Annotated in this window: 16 protein-coding genes; 11 read left to right on the forward strand and 5 right to left on the reverse strand. The window is 59.7% G+C overall.

The genetic code is table 11. From position 1 onward, the window contains the following. The first annotated feature begins 9 nt into the window (after positions 1 to 9). On the forward strand, positions 10 to 1419 hold the full coding sequence (locus Q0931_RS10245) for an MFS transporter (protein WP_299259883.1): 1410 nt from the start codon (positions 10 to 12) through the stop codon (positions 1417 to 1419). Positions 1420 to 1423: 4 nt separating this feature from the next. On the opposite strand, the gene Q0931_RS10250 is transcribed toward Q0931_RS10245, so the two are convergent. Further along, on the reverse strand, positions 1424 to 2014 hold the full coding sequence (locus Q0931_RS10250; protein WP_299259885.1) for a hypothetical protein: 591 nt from the start codon (positions 2012 to 2014) through the stop codon (positions 1424 to 1426). 262 nt (positions 2015 to 2276) lie between these two features. Here Q0931_RS10250 and leuS point away from each other — a divergent pair, with 262 nt between their 5' ends. The 6 genes from leuS to Q0931_RS10280 all read left to right on the forward strand — a co-directional run bounded on the left by leuS (position 2277) and on the right by Q0931_RS10280 (position 8838). After that, positions 2277 to 4868, forward strand: coding sequence for a leucine--tRNA ligase (gene leuS, locus Q0931_RS10255; protein ID WP_299259887.1), 2592 nt, complete (start codon positions 2277 to 2279; stop codon positions 4866 to 4868). Positions 4869 to 4959: 91 nt separating this feature from the next. Continuing rightward, positions 4960 to 5502 (forward strand): LPS assembly lipoprotein LptE, encoded by a 543-nt coding sequence (gene lptE, locus Q0931_RS10260; RefSeq protein WP_299259888.1) that lies wholly within the window; start codon positions 4960 to 4962, stop codon positions 5500 to 5502. A 13-nt stretch (positions 5503 to 5515) separates the two neighbouring features. Continuing rightward, positions 5516 to 6589, forward strand: coding sequence for a DNA polymerase III subunit delta (gene holA, locus Q0931_RS10265; protein WP_299259889.1), 1074 nt, complete (start codon positions 5516 to 5518; stop codon positions 6587 to 6589). A 5-nt stretch (positions 6590 to 6594) separates the two neighbouring features. After that, positions 6595 to 7698 (forward strand): DUF5924 family protein, encoded by a 1104-nt coding sequence (locus Q0931_RS10270; RefSeq protein WP_299259890.1) that lies wholly within the window; start codon positions 6595 to 6597, stop codon positions 7696 to 7698. An 87-nt stretch (positions 7699 to 7785) separates the two neighbouring features. Beyond that, positions 7786 to 8238, forward strand: coding sequence for a transcriptional regulator SlyA (gene slyA / locus Q0931_RS10275; protein ID WP_299259891.1), 453 nt, complete (start codon positions 7786 to 7788; stop codon positions 8236 to 8238). Positions 8239 to 8379: 141 nt separating this feature from the next. Next, positions 8380 to 8838, forward strand: coding sequence for a universal stress protein (locus Q0931_RS10280; protein WP_299259892.1), 459 nt, complete (start codon positions 8380 to 8382; stop codon positions 8836 to 8838). Between the two features lie 124 nt (positions 8839 to 8962). Here the strand turns inward: Q0931_RS10280 and Q0931_RS10285 are convergent, their stop codons facing one another. Beyond that, positions 8963 to 10879 (reverse strand): ATP-binding cassette domain-containing protein, encoded by a 1917-nt coding sequence (locus Q0931_RS10285; protein WP_299259894.1) that lies wholly within the window; start codon positions 10877 to 10879, stop codon positions 8963 to 8965. Positions 10880 to 11003: 124 nt separating this feature from the next. Between Q0931_RS10285 and Q0931_RS10290 the strand changes: the two genes are divergently transcribed. Further along, on the forward strand, positions 11004 to 11855 hold the full coding sequence (locus tag Q0931_RS10290) for a TatD family hydrolase (RefSeq protein WP_299259896.1): 852 nt from the start codon (positions 11004 to 11006) through the stop codon (positions 11853 to 11855). A gap of 67 nt (positions 11856 to 11922) precedes the next feature. Continuing rightward, positions 11923 to 12438: a hypothetical protein gene (locus Q0931_RS10295; RefSeq protein WP_299259898.1), complete on the forward strand. Its 516-nt coding sequence runs from the start codon at positions 11923 to 11925 to the stop codon at positions 12436 to 12438. Between the two features lie 23 nt (positions 12439 to 12461). On the opposite strand, the gene Q0931_RS10300 is transcribed toward Q0931_RS10295, so the two are convergent. Continuing rightward, positions 12462 to 13037, reverse strand: a complete 576-nt coding sequence (locus Q0931_RS10300; protein WP_299259900.1) for an elongation factor P hydroxylase — start codon at positions 13035 to 13037, stop codon at positions 12462 to 12464. Between the two features lie 165 nt (positions 13038 to 13202). Between Q0931_RS10300 and Q0931_RS10305 the strand changes: the two genes are divergently transcribed. Further along, positions 13203 to 14582, forward strand: coding sequence for an MATE family efflux transporter (locus tag Q0931_RS10305; protein ID WP_299259941.1), 1380 nt, complete (start codon positions 13203 to 13205; stop codon positions 14580 to 14582). A 176-nt stretch (positions 14583 to 14758) separates the two neighbouring features. Then, positions 14759 to 15451: a hypothetical protein gene (locus Q0931_RS10310; protein ID WP_299259902.1), complete on the forward strand. Its 693-nt coding sequence runs from the start codon at positions 14759 to 14761 to the stop codon at positions 15449 to 15451. A 2-nt stretch (positions 15452 to 15453) separates the two neighbouring features. On the opposite strand, the gene tusA is transcribed toward Q0931_RS10310, so the two are convergent. Together tusA and rlmM are read right to left on the reverse strand one after the other, a co-directional pair. Beyond that, complete coding sequence (gene tusA, locus Q0931_RS10315) at positions 15454 to 15705, reverse strand: sulfurtransferase TusA (protein WP_299259904.1); 252 nt, start codon at positions 15703 to 15705, stop codon at positions 15454 to 15456. A gap of 30 nt (positions 15706 to 15735) precedes the next feature. Next, a complete protein-coding gene (gene rlmM, locus Q0931_RS10320; RefSeq protein WP_299259906.1) occupies positions 15736 to 16818 on the reverse strand; it encodes a 23S rRNA (cytidine(2498)-2'-O)-methyltransferase RlmM in 1083 nt (360 codons plus the stop codon). Positions 16819 to 17078 lie beyond the last annotated feature (260 nt).

Consider the following 17078-nt stretch of genomic DNA (forward strand, 5'->3'; position numbering starts at 1 on the left):
AAAGCGACCATGTCCAATAACAATGACGCCAGCCTATCGAGCAGCGGTTCCCCCCGCTCTCCCCTGTCTGAACCCCTGTCGCCGGAAAGACGCAAGGCGATGCATCAGGTTATCGTCGCCTCGGCAATTGGTAACTTCGTTGAATGGTTCGATTTTGCCACCTACGGCTTTCTCGCCATCATCATTGCCCAGCATTTCTTTCCACCGGGTGAGCCGGCACTCGCCCTGCTGCAGACCTTTGCCGTATTTGCCGTCTCCTTTGCCCTGCGCCCGATCGGTGGGCTCTTCTTTGGCAAACTCGGTGATCGCATCGGGCGCAAGCGTGTACTGGCCATTACCATCCTGATGATGGCCGGGGCTACCGCGCTGATCGGGGTATTGCCCACCTATGGCGCCATCGGCATCGTCGCGCCACTTCTGCTGGCACTGGCACGCTGCATTCAGGGATTTTCGGCCGGCGGCGAATATGCCGGGGCCTGTACCTACGTGCTGGAGCATGCGCCTACACACCAGAAGGCGCGCTATGGCAGCCTGATCCCCGTATCCACCTTCATGGCCTTTGGCTGCGCCGCCGGGCTGACCCTGCTGTTGAGCACGGTCATGTCGGACGGCACCATGCAGGCCTGGGGTTGGCGCATTCCGTTTTTGATCGCCGCACCACTGGGCCTGGTCGGCCTGTATATGCGGCTTCATCTGGAAGAATCACCCGCCTTCAAGGCCCTGCAGAAGGCGCCTGAAACACCTCATGCCACGCTTAACGAAACCGTCAGGACACATGGCGCGACCATTGTGTGTCTCAGTGCGTTTATTTCCGCCACGGCGCTGTCGTTTTACATGTTCACGACCTATCTGGTGACCTACATGCAGGTCACGGGTAACGCCACCCGTACCACGGCACTGCTGGCCAGTCTGGGGGCGCTGGTATTCTCGGGGCTATTGTGTCCGGTGATAGGACGACTGTCGGATCGCATCGGGCGTCGGAACACCATCCGCGGTGCCTGCCTGTGTCTGATGGTGGCGGTATTTCCGGCCTACTATCTGGCCGGCAGTGGCGAGCTGATGCCCGCCATGCTGGGCGCTTCGCTGTTGGCCGTTGGCGCCGTCATGTGTGGGGTGGTGACTGCCGTGCTGCTGGCCGAGCAGTTTCCGACGCGCGTGCGCTACACCGCCTCGGCCCTTTGTTACAACGTGGCCTACACCATCTTTGGAGGTACGGCGCCGCTGATTGCCACGTGGCTGATCACGCTGACCGACCATTCTCTGGCGCCCGCGTTTTACCTGATCGCCATTGCATTGCTGGCCTTCATTGGCGGATCACGTCTGCCGGAATCCTCGCAGCGCGCGCTGGATGATAATGAGGCAAACTGGCATGACCAGCCCGTCGGCTTGCATCAAAAGGCCGCGACCGTGCCCTCCTGATCGATCAGGACCCCGCGCGCTGAAAATAGCGATGGCCACACTGGTGGCAGGGCTCAAGCAGCTGTCGATAGTGCAGGATGACAGGATGCTCGCAGTGAACGCAGGACATGCGGCCCGGTGCCACCACTTCACCTTCGGTATAATCAGCGCGCGCTACCTCAAGCTCCTCTTCAAAACGCCGTTGATCCAGCGCAGTGCGATCGGCCACCGACAAAAGCCCCTGGCGCAAACGATCGGACAGCATGCTCAGGTCGATACCCAGAAAGCCTGCCAGGCTCTCCCCGCCATTGACCAGATAGCGTCGAAACTCGCTGATGTCACGTTCCACCCAGGCCCGCAGAATGGCCAGCTCATCGCGGGTAAACTCCTCGACTTCCGCCTCAAAGCTCAACGCTTCGTCAAGCTCCTCCTGCATCCCTTCCCGGGACAGTGAATCGCTGCGGTTATTGAAGCGCGCCACGATACGTTCATAGGCCTCGGAGAGGCGGCCGGAGCCGTGATCGGCAGAGGGCTCGGGGCCAGCGCCCGAGGCATTGTCCTGCGGGGTCGCAGGTGCGATATCGTTGTCTCTTGCGGGTTTGTCATGCTCAGCCATGGCCCAGCTCCTTGCATGTGTGTTTGATGATGGAAACGTCGCGGTTCGGGCCTACCTGTCACTGGCCGAGTCGGGTATCCTTGATCACCACCAGCGGCCGAATCGATGTCGTCGTTTCAAGCATTGACGGCTCAGGGCGCGCTGTCCAGAACGATGTTGATCACATCATGACGTCGTTTCGCTGCCTCGACTATCGGTCATTCGGCCCGCATACATTTTCAGGGCGTCGCTGCCCAACGCCTAAGGCTTCAAGACGAACACGATGGACGCACAATACAACCCCTTCGAAATCGAACGCACCGCCCAGCAATTCTGGGAAAAAAACCGCTGTTTCAAGGCGGTTGAAGATGCCAATCGCGAAAAGTATTACAGCCTGTGCATGTTTCCCTACCCCAGCGGCAAACTGCACATGGGGCATGTGCGCAATTACACCATCGGCGATGTCGTCTCCCGTTTTCAGCGCATGCAGGGCAAAAATGTCCTGCAACCGATGGGCTGGGACGCCTTTGGCATGCCGGCCGAAAACGCCGCGATCAAAAATCGCGTCGCGCCCGGTGACTGGACCCATCAAAACATCGATTACATGCGCGACCAGCTCAAGGCGCTCGGCTTTGCCTATGACTGGGACCGCGAATTCGCGACCTGCGACAGCGACTACTACCGCTGGGAACAGTGGTTTTTCGCACGTCTGGTCGAAAAGGGTCTGGTCTACAAGAAGAACTCCACGGTCAACTGGGACCCGGTCGATCAGACGGTGCTGGCCAACGAGCAGGTGATCGACGGTCGTGGCTGGCGCTCGGGCGCGCTGGTCGAACGCCGTGACATCCCGCTGTGGTTCTTGAAGATTACCGATTACGCTGAAGAGCTGCTGGCCGATCTCGAGCATGTCGACTGGCCCGAGCAGGTCAAGACCATGCAGCGCAACTGGATCGGCAAGTCACGCGGCCTGGAGCTGAGCTTTGATGTGGCCAGCGACGGTCTCGCCCTGCCGGAAGGCAGCGAGGCGCTGACGGTGTTTACGACCCGCCCGGATACCCTGATGGGCGTGACCTATCTGGCCGTGGCCGCCGATCATCCGCTGGCGGAAGCCGCCAGCGCTCACGTCGAGGGCATGACGGCCTTTCGTCAGGCGTGTCGCCAGGGCGGCACCTCGGAAGCCGACATGGCCACCATGGAGAAAAAGGGGTTGGCCACCGGCTTTGAAGCCATTCACCCCATCAGTGGCGATCGACTGCCGGTGTTCGTGGCCAACTTCGTTCTCATGGAGTACGGTACCGGCGCGGTCATGGCTGTCCCCGGCCATGACCAGCGTGACTGGGAGTTTGCCACCAGATACGACCTGCCGATTGTACCGGTCATTGCCAATGGCGAAGGCGAAGCCCCCGATCTCACCGAAGGCGCCTTTACCGAACACGGCACGCTGATCAACTCCGGCGAGTATGACGGCCTTGATTTTGACGCTGCCTTCTCGAGCATCTCTGCTCGCCTCGAGCAGGAAGGCCGCGGCGTTGTCAAAACCAATTTCCGCTTGCGTGACTGGGGCGTGGCCCGCCAGCGCTACTGGGGAGCACCGATCCCGGTCAAGTATGGCCCCGAGGGCCAGACTGTCCCGCTGACCGATGATGAGCTGCCGGTCGAACTGCCCCGCGAAGTCGAGTTTGACGCCACCGGCTCGCCGCTGAAGAAGATGCCGTCCTTTTATGATCTGGGCGATGGCTGGGTTCGCGAAACCGATACCTTTGACACCTTCATGGAGTCATCGTGGTATTACGCTCGCTTCTGCTGTGCCGACAACGATCAGGCCATGCTGGATGAGCGCGCCAACTACTGGTTGCCGGTGGACATCTACATTGGTGGGATTGAACACGCCATCCTCCACCTGCTTTATGCGCGCTTCTTCCACAAGCTGATGCGCGATTTCGGTCTGGTCGAAAGCGACGAACCCTTCAAGCGCCTGCTCACCCAGGGCATGGTGGTCGCTGAAACCTACTACCGCGACCTGCCCAATGGCGGCCGTGACTGGTTCAATCCGCTCGAAGTCACGGTGGAGCGCGACGAGCGCGGACGGCCACTGACCGCACGCCTGATCAGCGATGGCGCGCCGGTGACGCCCGGCGGCATCGAGAAGATGTCGAAGTCAAAAAACAACGGCGTCGATCCACAGTCCATGATTGATCGCTTCGGTGCTGACACTGTACGTCTTTTCATGATGTTTGCCGCCCCACCCGAGCAGTCGCTCGAGTGGTCCGATTCCGGGGTTGAAGGCGCCCATCGCTTTCTCAAGCGTCTCTGGCGCCAGGTCATCGACCATGTCGAGACCGGCACGCCGGCCACCCTGGAGACTGAAAGCCTTGATGATGATCAGCGCACCCTGCGGCGCAAAACGCATGAAACCATCGCCAAGGCCAGCGACGACATCGGGCGACGTATCACGTTCAACACCGCCATTGCCGCCGTCATGGAGCTTTCCAACTCGATCTCGCGCTTTGAAGATACCAGCCCGCAGGGACTGGCCGTCGTTCGCGAAGCGCTGGAAGCCTGCGTACTGCTGCTCGCGCCCATTACACCGCACGCCATGCATGCGCTCTGGCAGCGTCTGGGTCATGACACGCCTGTCATTGATGCCGACTGGCCGCAGGCAGACGAGCAGGCGCTGACGCGTGACAGCGTCGAGCTGGCCGTTCAGGTCAATGGCAAGCTGCGGGGTCGCATCAGCATGCCGGCCAGCGCCGAACGTGATGATATCGAGCAGGCCGCCATGCAGGATGCCAACGTTGGCCGTCACATCGAGGGCAAGACAGTGCGCAAGGTGATCGTGGTGCCCGGCAAGCTGATCAACATCGTGGTCGGCTGAACCGACGCTTCCAGAACGTTTCCCGTCGTCACCCGGCGGAAAACAGGACAATACCCTCTGCGCTGTCGTCATGGCGTACAAGGAGTTCAAGGTGAAAAGACGCTCGTTTCTTTCAGGCCTGGCAGGTGCAGGCCTTGTACTGGCTCTGGCAGGCTGTGGCTTTCAGCTTCGCGGCACGGGCCCCGGCAGTACGCTTAACCTCGGTGAGCTGGCACTGGAAAGTGCCGGCGGCCCGACCAGTGCACTGACCCGCCAGGTCACCCAGGAGCTTAACAGCGCCGGTGTCACTCTTAACGACCAGGCACCCCTGCGTCTCAACCTGAGCTCGGAAGAGTTTCAGGAACGCGAGCTGACGTTTGGTGAGGCCGGCACGCAGGAACGTCAGCTGACGCTGACCGTGCCGTGGTCACTGCAGCGGGTCGCCGATGGCGCCTATCTGGCCAGTCAGGAAAGTGTGGTCGTGTCGGGGACCTTCTATACCAGCAGTGATCAGCTGCTGACCCGCGACGACGCCCGTCAGTCTCTAAAGGATGAACTCCACCAGGAGGCAGCTCGCCGTCTGATTGACCGGCTGCAGACCTTTCAGCCTGACAGCACCGGCACGGTTCAACCTTCGACGGCATCATCCTCCTGAAGGACCGGATTGAATGAGGGTCTACCCCGACAAGCTGTCCGAGCAGCTTGCACGCAAGCTTTCGCCCATCTATATCGTGGCTGGTGAAGAGCCGCTGCTGCATATGGAAGCCTGTGATGCCATCCGTCACCGCGCACGCGAAGCGGGCGTCGAGGAGCGTGAAATCCTGCAGGTGGAACAGGGGTTCGGATGGCATCAGCTGATGGAAAGTGCCAACAGCCTGTCGCTGTTTGCCACCTCCCGGCTGATCGAGCTGCGACTGGGATCGCAGTCCCCCGGGCAGGAGGGCGCGCGCGCGCTGGAAGCCTATGCGCAGCAGGCTGACAGTAGCAGCGATATTCTGCTGATCAGCGCCGGACGCATGGAACGGCGCCTTTTGCAGAGCAAATGGTTCAAAACGCTTGAAAGCAAGGGCGTTCATGTTCCGGTGTGGCCCATTGATCATCAGCGGCTGCACTTCTGGGTGCGAGACCGCGCCGGTCGCCACGGGCTGGAGCTGGACCAGGAGGCCGCGCGTCTGCTGGCCGAGCGCACCGAAGGGAATCTGCTGGCCGCCGATCAGGCACTGATTCGTCTGGCGCTGGTCCATCCGGCCGGTGCGCGACTGAATGCGCAGGCCGTTGCTGCCGATACCGAAGACAGTGCCCGCTTCGATGTCTTCAATCTGACGGATGCCTGCCTGCGCGGTGAACGTGACCGCGCGGTCCGGATCGTGTCGGGATTGAGAGAAGAAGGTATCGAGGCGCCCGTGGTGTTGTGGGCACTGACTCGTGAGCTGCGTACGCTGCTCTCCGTTCGGCAACACATGGATCAGGGCCAGAGCCTTGAACATGCCTGCAAGGCGCAACGACCCATGATTCCGGAAAAGCGACGTCCCCAGTATCAGCAGGCCCTGAAGCGGCTGCCCCTGAAGCGACTCCACAAGCTATTGCTGCTGTCACAGCGCATCGATCAGGCCATCAAGGGTGCGGCTCCCCTGCCGACCTGGGCAAGCCTCGCCGATCTGGCCCTGACGCTGGCCGGCGGCCGTGGCATGCTGGCCGAAATGGCAGACAGCTATCGCACTACCCTGCCCGGACGCGGATAAGCCCCATGACCAATGTGTCCAATCTTGTGCCCGCACGGCTGGAGCGACTCTATCACTGGCTGCGCCGCTATTACTGGCTATGGCCGCTAATCAGTTTTGGCAGCGGCATCTTCAGCTTTTTTTTGATCAGTCGCCAACAGAGCCTGGGCGCATGGCTGGCGCTGGCGCTGATGTTGACCTGGCTTCTGCTGTCGCTTGAAAGCCTCTGGAGCTGGTGGCATCGCCACCGTGAACACTCCTCGTTACCACGGCTTCTGGCGACCTTTTGTGCCCAGCTGACCCACCAGGAAACCCTGTTCTTCTGCCTGCCCTTTTTCCTGATCACTACCGTCTGGGACAGCGGTCAGGCCATCTTTACCGGACTGCTGGTCGTCTGCGCCATTGTCTCCATCGTTGATCCGCTCTATTTCAGCATTGCCGAAAAACGCCGATGGCTCTATTTCAGCTATCACGCCCTGTGCGTGTTTGCCGTACTGCTGGTGGTCGGCCCCCTGCTGCTGCGACTGTCCACCGGGACCAGCCTGTTGCTGGCCGCCATCGTTTTTCCGCTGGTGGCGCTGCCCAGTCTGATCAGCATCCTGCGCCCGGACAGAGCCTGGCGGTGGCTGGCGCTGGTGGTTCTGGCCATCAGTATCAGTGGGGGGGCCTGGGCGCTGCGGACCTTCATTCCGCCGGCCACGCTCTGGATCGATGCCAGCGCCCTGTCGCCTTCCTTTGATACCGCCGAGCGCGAACCGCGGGGCAGCATGGTGCTGACACCCGATAACCTTCGCGCCAGGGGACTTTATGCCTTTACGGCCGTTCATGCCCCGCTGGGACTCAACGAACACATCCGTCATGTCTGGCGCCACGAAGGCAAGGTGGTGGACGAGATTGATCTGACCATCCAGGGCGGTCGGGATCAGGGCTATCGTGCCTGGTCACGCAAGCAGCATTTTGGAACCGATATTGCAGGAAACTGGCAGGTGGATGTCGTAACGGATGCCGGACAGCGGCTGGGCGTGATACGCTTTGAGGTGATCGACGATGTCGATCAGGCCCGCAAGGTCGATGGTCGTCTCGAAAGAACGCCTGGCATCGGCTGGCTGCGCAGGCATCAAAAGGATTGATCCCTGCCGTCCCGGACAAAAGTTAACCTGTATCGAGGCGCCGTCATTCGAACATCGGCGCCCGATCCATCATGACCAACGGACAACATGCACGAATCTCTCTGCCTCAAGGTTTCGCGTGTACCGCGGCTGTGGCGTGCCGTGATCGACAAGCGGCTTGCCCCTCTTGGCATGACGCATACACGCTGGGTCACGCTTTATCATTTATGGCGCTACGGAGATGGTCAGGCACAGTGTGATCTGGCGCGCACGATTGGTGTTGAAGCACCGTCACTGGTGCGCACGCTGGATCAATTGAGTCAGCAGGGGCTGATCGAGCGTCGGCCCAGCGAGGAAGATCGTCGTACCAAGCTGGTGTATCTCACGACGCGCGCCACGCCGCTGCTTGAAGAGATCGAAAAGGCGGTCAACGATGCCCGCAGCGATATGCTCAAGGACATCAGCGAAGAGGACCTTGAACAGTTTGAGCGTGTCCTGACCCTGATCGAAAGCAACGGCAGCCACGAACTGGCGCTGCAGGACAGCGAACCATCGAACTGAGTCGATTTTTCCGCTGGAACTTCCGACCTCTTCCCTCCCTCTTCGCCAGCGGCTAAATTATGATCACGACGCTGACGAGGCATTGTCAACGGATCAAGCCATGAAGCCCTTCGCTTCGGGAAATGATGGGAGAACAGGAACATGAGCGAATTTTATCAGCACGTACTGGTCGCCGTTGACCTGACACGCGATTCCGGGCTGGTTCTGGCGCGAGCCATACGTATTGCACGACGAAACCAGAATGCCAGGGTCTCCATCATTCACACGCTCGAACCGCTGGGATTTGCCTACGGCGGCGATATCCCCATGGATCTTACCAGCATTCAGGATCAGCTGGATGGTCATGCCCGTGATCGGCTGGCCGAAATTGCCGACGCTCATGGCATTCCGCGTGAAGATCAGCATGTGGTCGTGGGCATGCCGGACGCCGAGATCCACCGCTTTGCCGGCGAGCGCGATGTCGATCTGATCGTGGTGGGCTCCCACGGCAGAACCGGGTTTGCGCTGCTTTTGGGCTCAACGTCTACCGGAGTACTGCATGGCGCCAGGTGTGATGTTCTGGCCGTGCGCGTTGGCGCAGACGGTGAAGCCACCGAATAATGCCAACGTCATCCGCTGAGCAAAAAAGGGGCACCGTTCATGACGGTGCCCCTTTTTATTCTGGCCGACCATCCTGTGGCTCAAGGCGCATCGCTCACAAGGGATGGCTTCTCATGCCGGTTGCTCAGTCATTGTCGCTTTCAAGCTCCAGCCAGCGCTCCATCGCCTGCTCCAGCGCCTGCTGAGCATTGCCGTGATCGGCAAGCGTGGCGTTGATGGTGTCACTGTCCTGCTGATAGAAATCGGCCGATCCAATGGTGGTTTCCAGCTCGGCAATACGGGCTTCAAGTGCCTCGATCTGGCCCGGAAGCTGCTCAAGCTCGCGCTGCAGCTTATAGCTGAGTTTTCTTTTGGCAGGTGCAGCGACGCTGACCTTTTCCGGGGCCGGGGTCCTTGCGGCCGTGGCCCCTTCACCGGTGTTGGAGGTCCGCTCGCGCCTCTCTCCGGGCGCCGGTGGCAGCTTGCCCCCCTGTCGTATCCAGTCGGTATAGCCCCCGACATAGTCCCGGATGACGCCGTCGCCTTCAAAGGCCAGAACACTGGTCACGACGTTATCCATGAAGGCGCGATCGTGACTAACCAGAAGCAGCGTGCCGTCGAAGTTGATCAACAGCTCTTCAAGCAGCTCCAGCGTTTCCACGTCCAGATCATTGGTCGGCTCATCAAGAACCAGAACATTGGCCGGCTGGGTAAACAGCTTGGCCAGCAGCAGGCGATTGGACTCCCCACCTGACAGGGCACGAACCGGCTGACGCGCCCGATCGGGTGAGAACAGGAAATCCTGCAGATAGCTCATGACGTGACGATCACGACCGTTGATGGTGACCTGATCGCGCCCGCCGGCCACGTTGTCCAGCACGGTAGCCTCCATATCCAGCCCCGCCCGCAGCTGGTCAAAATAGGCCACCTTGAGATTGGTGCCTTCCCGAACACGGCCTTCCTGAGGCTCGAGCTGTCCCAGCAGAATCTTCAAAAGTGTTGTCTTGCCGGCCCCGTTACGGCCGATAAAACCTATTCGGTCACCGCGCTGGATTTCGATGGACAGGTTGCGTACGACCCAGTCCTGACCGAACCGGTGGCTGACGTTTTCAAGCTCCACCACGCGCTTGCCACTGCGCTCGCCGCTATCGACGTTGATATTGGCATTGCCCTGGCGCTCACGACGCTCGGCCCGTTCACTGCGAAGCTTCTCGAGCGCACGTACCCGACCTTCGTTACGGGTTCGACGGGCCTTGACGCCCTGACGAATCCAGCGCTCTTCAGCAGCCAGTTTCTTGTCAAACTCGTCGCGTTCGCGTGATTCGATCTCAAGCTCATGCTGCTTCTGGGCCTGATACGTTTCATAATCACCCGAATAGCGTCCGAGACGGCCACGATCAAGCTCCAGAATGCCGGTTGCCAGCCGCTTGAGAAAGGCGCGGTCGTGGGTGATGAACAGTACTGAACCGTTGAACTGTAAAAGCTGCTCTTCCAGCCACTGGATGGTATCCAGATCCAGATGGTTGGTCGGCTCATCGAGCAGCAGAACATCCGGATCCACCACCAGGGCACGCGCCAGTGCCACGCGTCGCCGCCAGCCGCCCGACAGGCCTTCCATCATGGCCGTGGCCGGCAGTCCCAGACGGGTCAGCACAGTGTCAATACGCTGATGATAGGACCAGCCATCCCTTGCTTCGATGGCGGTCTGCAGCGTGGCCATGCGATCCATGTCGGGATCGTCAGACTCGATCAGATGCTGATACTGGCTCAGCAGCTCACCGGTTTCGGGCAGCCCTTCGGCGACCACATCAAAAATGGTGCGCCCCTCTGCCGGCGGAAGATGCTGCAGCAGCGTGCCGACCCGAAGCCCCGGCATCCGCCAGATATTGCCGCCATCCGGCAGGGCACGTCCCTCGATCAGAGACATCAAAGTGGACTTGCCGGTACCGTTGCGGCCCACCAGCGCCAGACGCTCGCCCTTCTCCAGCACGAGGTCGGCGCCATCAAGCAGCACATGGGTGCCATAGGCCAGTTGAAGCTGTTCCAGTCGTAAAAGCGTCATGGAGCTCTGCAAATTAGTGAAGGCGTATGCGAAGGCCTTATTGTACCTCATGCATCCGGGTCATGGCTGCCGGGCGATGGTACATCAATGAAGTGCCTGTCCTACAATATCGACCGGAACCCTCATGACCCACGGAGACGGCATGCTGCCTGACGCCCTGTGCTTTCAATCCCCGGAACCCCTGATTGATATCGGTGCCAACCTGGCACATGAAAGCTTTCAAAAGGATCTGGACGCCGTACTCGAACGCGCCGCCCGGGCCAACCTCACTGCGATGGTGCTGACCGGCACGGACCGCGCCAGTATTGAAGCCAGCGCCGAGCTGACGCAGCGGGAAAATCCGGTGGCGCTTTACGCCACGGCTGGGTTGCACCCTCACCACGCCGGCGACCTCGACAGCTCGCTCAAACGCTTTATCGAGGATTTTCTCGATCACCCCCGAGTGCTGGCCGTGGGAGAGTGTGGCCTGGATTATCATCGCGATTTTTCGACGCCCGCCGATCAAAGGCGTGCCTTCGAGGCCCATCTGGAAATGGCCGCGCGAACGAAAAAACCCCTGTTTCTGCATGAGCGTGACGCTGGTAGCGACATGCTGGATATGCTCAGGCAGTGGCGCGATGATATCGGCCCGGCGGTGGTTCATTGCTTTACGGGGGACAGGGACACCCTGTATGGCTATCTGGACCTGGACCTGTATATCGGCCAGACCGGCTGGCTGTGCGACGAACGCCGCGGTCATCATCTGCGCGAGCTGGTGGCCGATATTCCCGACAATCGCTTGATGATCGAGACCGACTGTCCCTATCTGCTGCCACGCAACCTGCCCGCCAAACTCAAGGGCAGACGCCACGAACCGGCGCTGCTGCCCTGGATTGCCCGGGAAATTGCGCTTTTCCGGGGTGTCAGCGAGGCTGTCATTGCGCGTGACACCACCGCCAACGCGCATCGTTTCTTTAACATCCCCGACCCGGCATAACCGTTTCAGACCCGCTGCTTCATGACAAACCCACTTCAGGACATATTTACTTCAGGACACCATGGACATGCAGGACGATTACGAGTTTTCCAATACCGAAGGTCTGAGTCTTCCCGGTTTCATCGCACTGGAAAGCGGTGAAGGCGATGTACCGGTCGCCATTGCCTGGACGCTGCCGGATGGCGGGGTCAAACATACCCTGATCCAGCCCGATGAGACGTGGCTCGAAGACGAGGTGGCAAGCCTTGGGGACTATCACGCCGATGAGCTTCTCACCATGGGCGTCAGCGTCAGCGATGTCATACGCGAGCTGGAAGCCGATTATCACGGCAGTACGCTTTATAGTGCGAATCCGGACCAGGATGAAGCCGCTTTGTCCCGTATCTTTGAAGTCATCGCCGGCACGACGTTCGTGTCCATTGTCGATGCCGGTACGCTCTATAGCGATCCCGAAGAGTGGCATCAGCAGCGCAGCGAGATGTTTAATGAAATGGGGCTAGAGCCGGGGCGTGCAGAGCATGATCTGGAGACTCTGCTGAAGCTGCATGTTCGCTGGATGGATGACGATATGCTCGCCGACTGAGCCCACCCTGACGACCGATCAGCTCAACGCTTATGCTGATCGAGCCAATCGCCCGCGCAGCGAGCTGCCTGCTCGGGCGATTGCCCTTCGCTGAAAAGTGCTACCAGTGCCTGTCGAAAAGCTTCTGCCCGTGCCGGAAGGCCTTCCACCAGATAGCGCTGTTGCCTGGCGTCCACTCTGGCAGCAAACGCGTCGCGGTCCACTTCTGCACTGCCCTCGAGATTGTCCACGCTGACATTAAAGTGTCGGCCACAGGCCTGTGTCAGTATTTTTTCGATCGCCTGAGGCGCAATTTCGGCAGCCTCGAAAGCTTCCTGAGCGCTGTCATCGCGGCCATCCGGCATATACCAGTAGCCATAATCCTCCAATAAACGTCTTTGCGCTCCGGCAATACACCAGTGACTGATTTCATGCAGTGCACTGGCAAAATAACCGTGGGCGAAAACGATACGGTGGTGCGCGTGCGCGTCATCGGCAGGCAGATAGATGGGTTCGTCATCACCGCGCACCAGCCGTGTCTGATAGCGCGACGAGAACACATGATTGAAAAGCGCGATCAGCTGCTCGACCTGGCGCTGCTCCTGTTGCTGGGACGTCACCTGCTTCTCCTGGGAAAATGCTTTCGGCGCACTACTTTATCATGAGGTTCGAATCCCGAAGGTTTTGGCAGGACCGCGCTTTGCTACAATGGCGCTTTCTTCTGGCTGGAGCCGGCCTTGTTACGCATCGATCCCACTGCCTGTCGCCTTGAAACCTCTGCATTGATGCGTCTGGCGCTGCCCATTCTGGGCGCCCAGCTGGCACAGGCGGCCATGAGTACCGTTGATGTCATGATGTCCGGTCATTCCAGCGCCACGGATCTGGCGGCCGTATCAGTCGGTGCCAGTCTCTGGGTGCCCCTGATGCTGTTCATGACGGGCACGCTGATGGGCCTGACCCCCATCGTTGCGCAACATATGGGGGCACAACAGCAAGGCGCCATTCGGCCTTCGGTACACCAGGCGCTCTGGGTGGCGCTGCTGCTGGGCGTGGCAGCCTGCGCCCTGATCTGGCTGACGGCCGAGCCGATCTTTACCTATATGTCGGTCCCTGAGGCAGTTGCTACGTCATCAACACGGTATCTGCATGCCGTTGCCTTTGGCATGCCGGCCGTTGCGCTCTATCAGGCGCTGCGCGCGTTTTCCGACGGCGTCAATCACACCCGCCCGGCCCTCTGGATCAGTCTGATCGGCCTGGCCGTCAATATTCCCTACAACTATCTGCTGATCTTTGGTGGTGAGGGCATCGTGTCCCTGACGGGCATCTCCTTCCCGCTACTGGATGCCGTGCCGGCGCTGGGCGCTACCGGCTGCGGCATTGCCACGGCGATCGCCATGTGGGTCATGTGCGGCTGCATGGCCCTGTATACCCACCGTGCCCGGGTCTATGCGCCCATCCATATCTGGCAGGGGTTCAGCCGCCCCGATTTGAAGCTGACCGTCGAACTGCTGCGCGTGGGCCTGCCGATCGGTGTGGCCATCTTCACGGAGGTCACGCTTTTTGCCCTGATTGCGCTGTTTGTCGCAAGCCTTGGAGAGATCGTGGTCGCCGCGCATCAGGTCGCGCTCAACTTCACGTCACTGCTGTTCATGCTGCCGCTGTCTTTGGGCATGGCATTGACGGTTCGAGTGGGCAACACCCTGGGTCAGGGGGACAGCAGGCGTGCCCGCTTTATCGCCTGGAACGGCGTGGGCATGGCGCTGGTGGCAGCCCTACTGATCGATGTCGTTTTGATTGTCGCCGCACATCCCATCGTCGCTCTCTACTCGAGCAACATGGCGGTACGCTCTCTTGCGGCAAATCTGATACTGCTGGCAGCCATCTATCAGATTTCAGATGCGCTTCAGGTGAGCATGGCGGGGGCGCTGCGAGGCTACAAGGATACACGCATCATCATGCTCATTACCCTGGCGTCCTACTGGATCGTTGGGATGGGCGGTGGCCACCTGCTGGGGGGCGGCGTACCGGAGATCTTCTCCGGCTGGGGAGTATATGGCTACTGGCTGGGGCTGATTGCAGGGCTCAGCGTGGCCTCCGTACTGCTGGGGCTTCGCCTGTACCGCACCTCCAACAGACACTGCCGACCGGCACCTGCTAAAGCATAAGGCTTTGCGGGCTGGTCACGGTTGTTTCCAGTCACGGGTCGTGAAAGTATCCCTTATGGTATGGTATGACATTCATTGCTGCAGATGTGCTAATAGTTAAAAAAGCGTCTCAATGACCGGACGTCAGCTGGATCGAGGACAGGGACATACCGGACAGATAACCGGAGGGGCAAGCAATGAACACGATGTCGACTCATCATCGTATGCAGGTTATCGACCTGGACACCGTTCGTCAGCAGCGGCGTAAAAGGCACCGCATCGTGCGTCTGGCCCCGGAGCTTGACGGGCTTGAAATGCTCTATCAGCTTGCCAGCGATCCTCAGTCCCTTTATGGCATGCCGGTGCTGGCATGGGGATTACAGGAAGACGGGCACGTTGTGGGATTGGTCCCCTGGCTGGATTGCCTGACCCGCTGTGATACGCTGGAGGATCCGGAACAGGGTCGTTTTGTGGGCTATCACGACCCTGAATCCGAGCATGTCATGGAGTCACCACCGCTTCACAAGGTGGTCGAACTCGAGCATGCCGCCGCCTATTTCGAGTATGAGCATGAAGATGAGCCCTGCATCCTTCAGCATTTGCCCGATACGCAAGGGACCCACGCCCTGTGTCATGCTCACGATGACAGCTGGCAATTAAAGCAGGTTCACGGCTGGCATCTCTATAGCGACGGCACCATAGAAGCGCTCTTGCATGATGAAGACCAGGTCTGCGAAGAGCCGATCCTGCCCGGTGATGACTGTCTTTATGCGGGGCATTCCCGTCACGAATCGCTCTATCTGTTTCAGCGCCAGATCGCCAACCGTATCCGTAGTCAGGACCCTGCCACGCTGGAGGCGCTATCGGTCATGATGGTGACGCAGGAATAAGGTCACTGATCGGAAGAGGCAAGGCGAATATAGTAACGCCACGTGCCCTCTTCTTCGCGCTGATCAACCAGTTCATGCCCCAGAAAGGTACAGAATTTGGGTACATCCCGCGTGGTAGCCGGGTCAGTGGCAATGATTTCAAGCACCTGCCCCGGCGCCATTTCCCTGACCCGGTTGTGCATCATCATGATGGGTTCGGGACAGTAAAGCCCGGAAGTATCCAGCGTGTCGTTGCTTTCAGGTGGTGGTGTCATTGCCCTCTCCTGCGGGTTGTTTGCACGTCATTAAACGATCGCTACATAGACCGTCACTTCTTCCCGATCATGATAGAGGTGACGGCATCTGATATGCGCCTTGAATCCGGCCTTTTCGACACATTGGTGTAAAAGCTCAAGGCAGTGCTCGACCTCTTGCCAGCGCTGTTTCATCGGTAACTTGAGATTGAAGATGGCACGCCGTGTCCAGCCGTTTTCAAGCCATTTACCCATGAGCCTGGCGACCCTGACCGGCTGATCCACCATATCGCATACCAGCCAGTCCAGCGGATGCGGAGGCTTCCAGCTATAGGCATCTTCACGCAGATGTTCGACCTGTCCGGTATTTATCAGTGACGCCTGCATGGGGCCATTGTCGATAGCGTAAACGCTCATGCCGCGCTTGACTAACTGCCATGTCCAGCCACCGGGTGCAGCGCCAAGATCGGCAGCCCACATGTTTTCTCCCAGCAGCTCGTCCCATTGACCTGGTGCAATAAAGGTATGCCAGGCCTCTTCAAGCTTGAGCGTCGAGCGACTGGGTGCGTCATGCGGAAAGCGAAGATGGCGAATACCGTTAGGGTACTCACTGCGGTTGCCCGGAAAGCTGATGGCCACCTGCACCTGATCACCGGCTGTCCAGAAAAGATGCAACCAGCGCTTGCCGGCCTTGCGGCGTAGCGCACCGCATTTACGACTGGCACTTTCCAGCGCCTTTTGAATTGACTTGCCAAGCCCTGTCAGCGCCTTGCCATCGTTGGTATCCGGCAGATCCTGACAAATGTGCTCAAAGCTCCAGCCGCTTTCGCGAATCAATGCCATGACCGGTGATATACGATCTTCACGGTCCAGATTGGCAAGGGGCGGAAAAGCGACCAACGCCTGTCGCGCAAACACCAGCGTCTCGAAGGAAAGCTGCTTTTGAAGCGTATGGGCCGGCTGATGATCAGCCAGCACATAGCGTACGAATCCCGTATTGGTCGCGGCAATCGGGTAGCCATTGGCACCGAGCACGGCGGCCTTCCTGGAAATTTCCGCCGCAAGGTCCGCCTCGAAGCCGGCACGGCAATAAAGCAGTATTTCGCTGGCAACACGATCGGCATTTGCAGACATAAAGGAGGCTGTTCCGGGAAGGCGGTGCATGAAAGCAATTATTGTACACGATCGATGCTGGTTGGGACGCCCTGAGGCGAGACGCCCTCGCCCTCGCCCGCGGTCACGGTCGTGACCGCGGGCGGGGCCGGCGCCGCAGGCCGTGACGGCCGTATGGCGCATATAAGGGAACCCCGGTCCATCTCTGGACCGGGGTTCGGAAGGGGTGCCTGACGATGACCTACTCTCACATGGGGAGACCCCACACTACCATCGGCGCG

This window comes from uncultured Kushneria sp. (assembly GCF_947497025.1).
Taxonomy (GTDB): Bacteria; Pseudomonadota; Gammaproteobacteria; order Pseudomonadales; family Halomonadaceae; genus Kushneria.

Bases quoted from the DNA above. Each gene is read 5' to 3' on its own strand.
- Q0931_RS10245 (WP_299259883.1), top strand. From the start codon at position 10: ATGTCCAATAACAATGACGCCAGCCTATCGAGCAGCGGTTCCCCCCGC.
- Q0931_RS10250 (WP_299259885.1), bottom strand. From the start codon at position 2,014: ATGGCTGAGCATGACAAACCCGCAAGAGACAACGATATCGCACCTGCG.
- leuS (WP_299259887.1), top strand. From the start codon at position 2,277: ATGGACGCACAATACAACCCCTTCGAAATCGAACGCACCGCCCAGCAA.
- holA (WP_299259889.1), top strand. From the start codon at position 5,516: ATGAGGGTCTACCCCGACAAGCTGTCCGAGCAGCTTGCACGCAAGCTT.
- Q0931_RS10270 (WP_299259890.1), top strand. From the start codon at position 6,595: ATGACCAATGTGTCCAATCTTGTGCCCGCACGGCTGGAGCGACTCTAT.
- slyA (WP_299259891.1), top strand. From the start codon at position 7,786: ATGCACGAATCTCTCTGCCTCAAGGTTTCGCGTGTACCGCGGCTGTGG.
- Q0931_RS10280 (WP_299259892.1), top strand. From the start codon at position 8,380: ATGAGCGAATTTTATCAGCACGTACTGGTCGCCGTTGACCTGACACGC.
- Q0931_RS10285 (WP_299259894.1), bottom strand. From the start codon at position 10,879: ATGACGCTTTTACGACTGGAACAGCTTCAACTGGCCTATGGCACCCAT.
- Q0931_RS10290 (WP_299259896.1), top strand. From the start codon at position 11,004: ATGACCCACGGAGACGGCATGCTGCCTGACGCCCTGTGCTTTCAATCC.
- Q0931_RS10295 (WP_299259898.1), top strand. From the start codon at position 11,923: ATGCAGGACGATTACGAGTTTTCCAATACCGAAGGTCTGAGTCTTCCC.
- Q0931_RS10305 (WP_299259941.1), top strand. From the start codon at position 13,203: ATGCGTCTGGCGCTGCCCATTCTGGGCGCCCAGCTGGCACAGGCGGCC.
- Q0931_RS10310 (WP_299259902.1), top strand. From the start codon at position 14,759: ATGAACACGATGTCGACTCATCATCGTATGCAGGTTATCGACCTGGAC.
- tusA (WP_299259904.1), bottom strand. From the start codon at position 15,705: ATGACACCACCACCTGAAAGCAACGACACGCTGGATACTTCCGGGCTT.
- rlmM (WP_299259906.1), bottom strand. From the start codon at position 16,818: ATGTCTGCAAATGCCGATCGTGTTGCCAGCGAAATACTGCTTTATTGC.